The sequence below is a fragment of the Microcoleus sp. LAD1_D5 genome (assembly GCF_036702115.1).
Taxonomy (GTDB): Bacteria; Cyanobacteriota; Cyanobacteriia; order Cyanobacteriales; family Microcoleaceae; genus Microcoleus.
The window spans coordinates 61,920-69,892 of the sequence record NZ_JAUBSA010000031.1 but is presented as its reverse complement, the minus strand read 5'-3'; the positions used below and the strand labels follow the sequence as shown (position 1 = coordinate 69,892).

Annotated in this window: 8 protein-coding genes, 1 tRNA gene and 1 pseudogene; 6 read left to right on the top strand and 4 right to left on the bottom strand. The window is 47.0% G+C overall.

Translation table 11 applies throughout. From position 1 onward, the window contains the following. The 4 genes and pseudogenes from QUA70_RS15230 to QUA70_RS15215 all read left to right on the top strand — a co-directional run. Window positions 1–479, top strand: a pseudogene (locus QUA70_RS15230) (WD40 repeat domain-containing protein); the annotation flags it as partial. Between the two features lie 118 nt (window positions 480–597). After that, a complete protein-coding gene (locus QUA70_RS15225; RefSeq protein ID WP_333348098.1) occupies window positions 598–885 on the top strand; it encodes a hypothetical protein in 288 nt (95 codons plus the stop codon). 78 nt (window positions 886–963) lie between these two features. After that, window positions 964–1,110 carry a hypothetical protein gene (locus QUA70_RS15220; RefSeq protein WP_333348101.1) on the top strand — a complete coding sequence of 49 codons (147 nt, stop codon included), beginning with the start codon at window positions 964–966 and terminating at the stop codon, window positions 1,108–1,110. A gap of 16 nt (window positions 1,111–1,126) precedes the next feature. Then, entirely contained in the window at window positions 1,127–1,282 is a 156-nt protein-coding gene (locus QUA70_RS15215) for a DUF4339 domain-containing protein (RefSeq protein WP_333348104.1), read from the top strand. A gap of 182 nt (window positions 1,283–1,464) precedes the next feature. On the opposite strand, the gene QUA70_RS15210 is transcribed toward QUA70_RS15215, so the two are convergent. Further along, a tRNA-Phe gene (locus QUA70_RS15210) sits at window positions 1,465–1,537 on the bottom strand. A 132-nt stretch (window positions 1,538–1,669) separates the two neighbouring features. On the opposite strand from QUA70_RS15210, the gene QUA70_RS15205 reads away from it, so the two are divergent. Then, window positions 1,670–4,354 (top strand): phospholipid carrier-dependent glycosyltransferase, encoded by a 2,685-nt coding sequence (locus QUA70_RS15205; protein WP_333348106.1) that lies wholly within the window; start codon window positions 1,670–1,672, stop codon window positions 4,352–4,354. 66 nt (window positions 4,355–4,420) lie between these two features. Then, entirely contained in the window at window positions 4,421–5,356 is a 936-nt protein-coding gene (locus QUA70_RS15200; protein ID WP_333348109.1) for a cobalamin-binding protein, read from the top strand. A 138-nt stretch (window positions 5,357–5,494) separates the two neighbouring features. Here the strand turns inward: QUA70_RS15200 and QUA70_RS15195 are convergent, their stop codons facing one another. From QUA70_RS15195 to QUA70_RS15185, 3 genes are all read right to left on the bottom strand, one after another. Continuing rightward, entirely contained in the window at window positions 5,495–6,169 is a 675-nt protein-coding gene (locus QUA70_RS15195) for a fasciclin domain-containing protein (RefSeq protein ID WP_333323979.1), read from the bottom strand. Between the two features lie 165 nt (window positions 6,170–6,334). Then, window positions 6,335–7,117 (bottom strand): MBL fold metallo-hydrolase, encoded by a 783-nt coding sequence (locus QUA70_RS15190; RefSeq protein WP_333348112.1) that lies wholly within the window; start codon window positions 7,115–7,117, stop codon window positions 6,335–6,337. Window positions 7,118–7,382: 265 nt separating this feature from the next. Next, on the bottom strand, window positions 7,383–7,970 hold the full coding sequence (locus QUA70_RS15185; protein ID WP_333323983.1) for an aminodeoxychorismate/anthranilate synthase component II: 588 nt from the start codon (window positions 7,968–7,970) through the stop codon (window positions 7,383–7,385). Window positions 7,971–7,973: the final 3 nt, after the last annotated feature.

Sequence of the window (7,973 nt, the reverse complement as noted above, 5' to 3'; positions counted from 1 at the left end):
CCACCCTTGCCGGCCATAGCGAAGGGGTCATTAGCGTCGCATTTAGTCCAGATGGCAAGACTTTGGCTTCCGCCAGCTATGACGGCACCATCAAAGTGTGGAACTTGCAAAGCCAAAAACCGATTGCTACCCTTGCCGGCCATAGCGAAGGGGTCATTAGCGTCGCATTTAGTCCAGATGGCAAGACTTTGGCTTCCGCCAGCGATGACAAGACCATCAAAGTGTGGAACTTGCAAAGCCAAAAACCGATTGCCACCCTTGCCGGCCATAGCACTTCGGTCGAGAGCGTCGCATTTAGTCCAGATGGCAAGACTTTGGCTTCCGCCAGCGGTGATTACGAAACAATAATTTTATGGAATTTAGATTTTGATGATTTACTCAAGCGTGGTTGTGACTGGGTACGTGGCTATTTAGAAAGCAGTCCCAATGTTAGCGAGAGCGACAGGCTCCTGTGTGATGGTATTCCCACAAATCAATAGGCTTTTGTCAGAAAGTTCGTTTAAAATAACAAGTTAATCTCAAAAACTGCATAAAAACTCCCACCTCAACCTCATATAAAAATCAAACCTTTCTAAAACCCCTTAGCCAGCATCTACCATGACAAACCAAACCCCCAACTTCTACGCCCTCCTCATCGGTATCGATTTCTATTTTCCCCATCGGTTACCAGAAGGTAACTACTACAAAAACCTGCGGGGATGTGTTCAAGATATTAACCATGTCGAAACCTATTTAAAAACCACTTTTAACCTCACCCCCGACCAAATCATTAAACTTACTGCAACTGCTTCCGAGAATCCAAATCAACCCCAAGATCCCCCGGAACTTTTACCCACGTATGAAAATATTGTTGCCAAATTCAAGGAACTAATAGCCAAAGCCTAACCTCAAGACTGAGTATATATTCACTACTCCGGTCACGGCGGACGGGCGAAAACAATTTTTGAAGATGTCAAGGGTTCTATGGGTTTAGATGAAGCTTTGGTTCCCACAGATATCGGTCAACCCAATTCACGCTATTTGCGCGACTTGGAATTGGCTAAACTGCTTGAAGAAAGGGTTGAAAAAGAGTTAGTTGTAACGCTGGTACTCGACCCAGCCAACTCCTGAAGTTCCTCAATGGTAAGTGTTTCGCAGCGGAGAAGCCAAAGGGCCCTATACCAAATTGCAATTATGGGAGGTTCAGGAAATCACACCCCGAACGAAAGTGCGGCGCGGGGAAGCCGAGTGGCAGCGCGCCGGTGAAATTCCAGAACTAGCGTCGTACCTCACTCAAAAATAAGGCGCTATCCCCAAAAGATTATGCTCGGCGGGGTTGAACGCTTCTCCACAGCTTTAAATATTCAGGTCGAACAGATTCATCAATCTCGTTAGCTAAACTTTCAAGCAAATCGAGTTGATAATTGACTGCATTGCCCGAATTTTTCCTAAAAAAAAACCCTCAACTTTGTGAGGGCTTTGCGATGCCAGGAACGAGACTTGAACTCGTGACACGTGGATTTTCAGTCCACTGCTCTACCAACTGAGCTATCCCGGCTTGTTTTTTCGCGCTTTACTATCTTAGCAGACACATACAGAATTTAGCAAGCACTTTTTCAAATTAATTTTCGCTCGCCCGGAACCGCCCGCCTGTAAGCTAAAAGCTGCAACCTAAAATCCAAGAATCGCAATGGCACAGCAACATCGGGACAGCGAGGGCAAGAGTCTGCTTGTCTTAGGCATAATTTGGCTGCTGGGGGCAATTAGCGATCGCCTCTGGTTTGCCCTCGATCGATCTGTCCCGGCGTGGGATCAAGCAGACTACCTGACTAGCACCCTGAAATACTTGCAGGCGTTGCAGCATCCTCAGTGGCTTTCCGGAGACTGGTGGACAAACTTCTGGCTGCTTTCGACGAAAATTCCGCCCTTGGCATACATCTTAACCGTTCCGTTTCTTCAGGTTTTCGGTACTGGGGGCGATCTGGCAACTCTCGTTCATTTATTATTTAGTGCAATTCTCCTCGCCTCAGTCTACAGTCTGGGCGTCCAACTATTTAACCGGCAAGTCGGTTTGTGGGCCGCTGCAATTTGCGTTTTGTTACCGGGACTTTATCGGTTCCGCTTGCAATTTTTGCTCGACTATCCCCTCACTGCTGCGATTACTTTTGCTTTCTATTGTCTGACAATGTGGAAGGCTTCTGAAGGAAGAAGGAAGAAGGAAGAAGGAAGAAGGAAGAAGGAAGAAGGAAGAAGGAAGAAGGAAGATTTTCCCCATTCTCCGGATCTCTCCCTCTCCCCCTCCCCCACTCCCTCACTCTCCCCGTCGTCTTTCTTTTGGGCGATCGCCTTTGGAATTTCTCTCGGCTTATCAATATTAGTTAAACACACTACCGTATTATTTCTGTTTACCCCGATTGTGTGGTTGGCTGTTGGTGCGGTGCGGCAAAAAGCTTGGGGGAGATTAGGTCAATTAACTGGTGCTCTGTTGCTGTCGGCGGCCGTGTTTGGGCCCTGGGCGAAAACCAATTGGCTGTTAATTTTGACCGGGGGAAAACGGGCAACGCTGGATTCTGCGATAGCCGAAGGAGATCCGGCCCTCAATACGATCGATGCTTGGATTTACTACGGTCAACACTTACCAGAACACATTTCTTGGCCTCTGTTACTTATTCCCTTAGTAGGATTGATACTTTATTGGCGTCGCAGGCAAGATAGTTCGTCAATCTTGCATCTCAACTCCTGTCGCTGGCTGGCTGTTTTCTGGGGAGGAGCTTATTTAATTAATTCTCTAAATATCAACAAAGACGACCGATATGTGATACCTTATTTGCCAGTTTTATCTATTTTCTTAGCCTACTGTTTAACGCTGTGGCCTTCTCGGTGGGGACGACAAATTCGCTGGGGTACCATTGGGTTGGCAATTCTGGCGATGCTGTTCCATATGTGGCCGCTGGGAGGTGCTTTTGGACATAGCTTAGTTCAAATTATCAGTCCCGGCAATTCTAACTATCCTTACTTGGGGAAAGAGTGGCCGCACCGAGAGGTAATTGCAGAAATTATTGATAGGGAACCTTATTTGCAATCTACTTTAGGCGTGTTGCCTTCGACGCCGGAAATTAACCAGCATAATTTGAATTATTACGGTGCTTTGGCGAATTTTCAGGTTTACGGGCGGCAGGTGGGAACGAGTTTAAAAGAAGTGCCGCAAGATGTGCGATCGCTCTCTTGGTTCGTAACTAAAACTGGCCCGCAAGGTTCGATTCGCGAAAGGATTAAAGAAGCTCAAAAAGCAGCCGTAACGGCAATTGAAAAAGGGGATAAATTTGAGTTAGAGAAAACATGGGTTTTGCCAGATTATACTAATTTAAATCTTTATCGGAAGCGAGTGCAGCCTGTCGAAATACAGCCGTTGAATGAAGCGCGATCGCAAGTACAATTAGATCGAGTTACTGTCGCTGCAAAAGCAGTTCCCGGAGTCGCGCTATCGGTAACATATACTTGGTCTGGGCCTTGGCAGCAGTTGCAGTCTGGTTTAGTGTTGGTAACGTGGGAAAATCAGCAGTCTGGCAATATTCCACCGGGAAAGACTTTCAGGATTTTACACGATCGCGCGATCGGCCAGGCGACTTTGCATCCGGGGATGCTGGAAGCGGATAAATTTGCTGTGGGGTTTCGAGTTGTCGATCGCACGGCGATGCTTCCTCCTGCTAATATTGCACCGGGAGTTTACAATCTGCAGGCTACTTATCTAAATCGGAAAACCGGCGAAACTTATCCGATTAATGTGCCCGCAGTTAGTGTTAAGATCGAGGCAGAGCCTCTAGATATGCGTTCTCAGGCAGAGCCTGGGAAAGAGAATAAAGCGCCTGGAAACGTGGATAATACAGATAAGCCTGAGTTAGATTTGGTGACTCAATTGCGGGCGATGGCGGTTAATTTACCCAAAGGATTGCCCGGTTTAGAACCTGTGTTCGAGCAGATTGGGCGGATCAATCAGTACGATCCAATTCAAGATTATACGGTGCAAGCGGAACAAGCGTTAGAATATCGGTTGCAGCAGGAACCAAATAACCTAGAATTGGCTTATGCTTTGGCATTTTCTCGGGTATTGCAGCAGAATGTCGAAAGTGCGATCGCCGCCTTAGAAAAAGTCACTCAACTCGACTCAAAAAACCCTTACGCCTACGCCTATCTCGCTTTCGTACACCTGTACGGCTGGCATCCCAAAGCCGCTCTAACAGCCTTAAAACCTGCTCTCGCTCTCAACTCCAACCTACCGGAAATTAGAGTTTTAAACGGTGTAGCGGCTCTGATGCAAGGTAATCTCATTCAAGCATGGCAAGATTTGCAATACTTAAAAAAACTAAAAATTTAACAATCCCTTTTATTGTGGCACGGGCGTCCCCGCTGTGCTTGCGAAGCGGTAAAAAACAGAAAACCAATGAACCAACCAAGAATTGTCTCTCTAATTCCCAGTGCCACCGAAATTGTAGCACTTTTAGGATTAACCGATGCAATTGTGGGCCGTTCCCACGAATGCGATTATCCCCCAGAAATCCAAAATTTACCTGTTTGCACTCAGCCTAAATTCAATCCCGAAGGAACTAGCAGCGAAATTCACAACCGCGTGACAGAATTGTTGCAAAATGCGCTGAGTGTCTATAAAGTAGAAATAGATACTTTGGAAAAATTGCAGCCGACTCACATTATTACTCAAGCTCAATGTGAAGTCTGCGCTTGTTCTCTAACAGAGGTTGAACAAGCGGTAAGCACGCTGGTAAATAGCAAGCCGGAAATTATTTCTTTACAGCCGAATCTGCTAGCAGAAATCTGGACGGATATTCAGCGAGTTGCTGATGCTTTGGGCGTAAATGGCAAAAGTGCGATCGACCTTTTGCAATCCCGCATCGATGCTATTACCTCGAAAACACAAGCATCCTCTATTATTACCACAAAAGAGAGACTTCCCAAAGTAGCTTGCATCGAGTGGATTGAACCTTTGATGGCTGCGGGTAACTGGATTCCCGAATTAGTGGCAATGGCGGGAGGCAATTCGCTATTTGGAATTGTCGGGGAACATTCCCCTTGGCTAAAATGGGAATCGCTAGTAGAAGCTAATCCCGATGTAATTATTTTCATGCCTTGTGGCTTTGATTTAAGCCGAACTCGCAGCGAAGCAATGCAGATAACTAAATACGTAGAATGGCCTAATTTGCACGCAGTAAAAACCGGGAAAGTTTACATAACTGACGGCAACTCTTACTTTAATCGCCCAGGGCCGAGATTGGTCGATTCGTTAGAAATTTTAGCAGAAATTCTCCATCCCGAAGTCTTCGATTTGGGCTACCGGGGTAAGGGTTGGCAGCCATTTTTGTAGATACCCGCAGCTAGCTAAAGCTTTATCTATATTAATTCTGAATTGCCTGCCATAAAAATAAGGACACAACATCGCTGTGTCCTTACTTCGCCTTCATTTAACCGAATCTGACATTAATTGATGCAAAAAACCCTAGTCCTACTTTGTTTGAGCAGGCGGCATCAAAACCTTGTCAATTACGTGAATAACGCCGTTGCTAGCTTTGATATCAGCTTTCACAACATTAGCGCCGCTGACAGTAACTTTGCCTGCGTTAACTGCCACCTTCAGCGAGGAGCCTTCCACACTTTTAACATCGCCCGATTTCAGGCTCGTAGATACAACCGAACCAGGAACAACGTGGTAAGTTAAAATCTTAGTAAGTTGGGCTTTGTTTTCCGGTTTGAGCAAGTTCTCCACAGTTCCTTCTGGCAAAGCAGCAAATGCCGCATCAGTCGGAGCAAAAACAGTGAAAGGGCCTTTTCCTTGTAAAGTTGTCACCAAACCTGCAGCTCCCAAAGCCTTCGTCAACGTCTCGAATTGAGCGTCGCCAGATGCAATAGCAACAATATCCTTAGCAGCGGAAGTTGGTGCCGGTGAAGCGCCAGTTGGTGTCTGTGAAGCGCCAGTTGGTGCAGGTGAAGCGGAAGTGGGTGCCGGTGAAGCAGCGGTTTTCACTTTTCCTGCAACTTGTGAAGTTTGAGTTGCATTAGCAACATTGGTGTTGGAGGTGATGTGAGCCCAAGCCGGGAAACCGATTAACGCGCTAGCGCCGATTACTCCTGCGAAACCTGTGAGTTGTTTCATCCAGCTAGGTAAATTTTGATTTTTCATTGCGCTTGCATTTCCTTATGAGATAAAACCGTGAACATGAATTGTTATGTTAGCCAAATCTCGACAAAAGGCAAGGTTGCCAGAGGCTAAGATAGAGAGAAATTTCTCTTGCATCCCCGATCGACCAAAACTTCCTTACTATAACGCAAGCTGAGAAATCGGGCATCAACCGCTAAATCTGTAACTCAAAACCTCAATCACCGAACCAGTTTGGGGTAAGTCAGCAGATTTGATCGAAATCGTGTCATTATTCAATCGGCGCACCGGCGTACCATCCATCAGCGCCAAGAATTCATCTAGCGGCACCAAATCGCACGCAGCAGCATCGGCGGCTTGGGTTTTGAAATGTGTCGGAATCACCATCTTCGGTTTGAGAAGCTGCAAAGTTTGCTTCGCTTCCGCCGGAGTGTAAGCTTTCGGCCCTCCGCCCACGGGAATCAGCACTACATCGGGCCGCCCGATCAAGATTTGTTCTTCAATGCCGATCGGGCCAGCAACTCCGCCCAAGTGTAAAATCTTAACGCCCGCTTGCTGCCACAGCCAGGCCACATTGACCCCAAATCGCCTTCCTCCCTCACGGTCTTTTTCCGTCCGAATCCCTTGAATCCGCAGCCCGTTAGACCTGTAAGACCCAGGCTCGTACAAAAGGCCGGGATTGCCCGCAAATCCGTCGATCGCCCCTTCATCGAGCAACCGGCTGCTAATCAGAATCAAATCTGTTGGCACTTTAGGAGAACGATAGCCTGCCGTACAGCCCAGGGGGCGAAAAGGATTCACCAGCACCCTCGCACCGCCTCCGGCGAACAAGAAGCAAGTGTGCCCCAACCACTGAACCGACAAAGAATCAGCAGTTTGAGCTTGATACCTTTCCCATCCAGATGGTAAACCCGTGAAGAAAGCTGCTAGCAAACCCGTCTGTGCGTAACGTATTAATTGTCGCCGTTTCATCTTTAGGTTGGGGTTGTCGGGTGTTGGTCGTTTGTTGTTATACCACAAAACACCGTCAGTCGATTTTAGATTTTAGATTTTAGATTTTAGATTTACTTGCAGCATTGAATCTGGAATCTCGAACAGCAGTCTAAAATTTGGGGTTCACCACGACAGGAGTGGGGGGCTTGTATCCTTTTTGGGGCGGTTCAGGTGCGAAAATGTGTACCCTACTCTCACCGTAAGGTGCTATAAGAGCGAACCCTACAAATTCAGAGAAATTCAACTAAAGCCGTTCCAAGAAATTTCGCAATAATTGCTTTCCCGAAGTCGTCAAAATACTTTCCGGGTGAAACTGTACACCTTCAATGTGCGGATATTCCCGGTGCCGCACGCCCATAATAGTTCCGTCTTCAACCCAAGCCGTAATTTCTAACACTTGTGGACAACTCTGCTTTTCAATTACCAAACTGTGATAGCGAGTTGCAATCATCGGCGATTCCACACCCTGAAAAACTCCGACTCCTGCGTGTTCTACCTGAGAAGTTTTGCCGTGCATCAACACGGGTGCAGAAACAATTTTGCCGCCGAATACTTGACCGATACTTTGATGTCCGAGGCACACGCCTAAAATTGGTAGAGTCGGGCCTAATTCTTTGATTAATTCCAGAGAAATTCCCGCATCTTCCGGCCGCCCCGGGCCTGGAGAAATCACCACTGCTGCTGGCTGCAATTGGCGAATTTCTGCTAAGGAAATTTGGTCGTTGCGGTAGACTTGCACTTCGCTTGCTATCGGCAACTCAGCACCGAGTTCTCCTAGATACTGTACCAAATTGTATGTAAAACTGTCGTAGTTATCGATGACTATAATCACGGG

Bases quoted from the DNA above. Each gene is read 5' to 3' on its own strand.
- QUA70_RS15225 (WP_333348098.1), top strand. From the start codon at position 598: ATGACAAACCAAACCCCCAACTTCTACGCCCTCCTCATCGGTATCGAT.
- QUA70_RS15220 (WP_333348101.1), top strand. From the start codon at position 964: ATGGGTTTAGATGAAGCTTTGGTTCCCACAGATATCGGTCAACCCAAT.
- QUA70_RS15205 (WP_333348106.1), top strand. From the start codon at position 1,670: ATGGCACAGCAACATCGGGACAGCGAGGGCAAGAGTCTGCTTGTCTTA.
- QUA70_RS15200 (WP_333348109.1), top strand. From the start codon at position 4,421: ATGAACCAACCAAGAATTGTCTCTCTAATTCCCAGTGCCACCGAAATT.
- QUA70_RS15195 (WP_333323979.1), bottom strand. From the start codon at position 6,169: ATGAAAAATCAAAATTTACCTAGCTGGATGAAACAACTCACAGGTTTC.
- QUA70_RS15190 (WP_333348112.1), bottom strand. From the start codon at position 7,117: ATGAAACGGCGACAATTAATACGTTACGCACAGACGGGTTTGCTAGCA.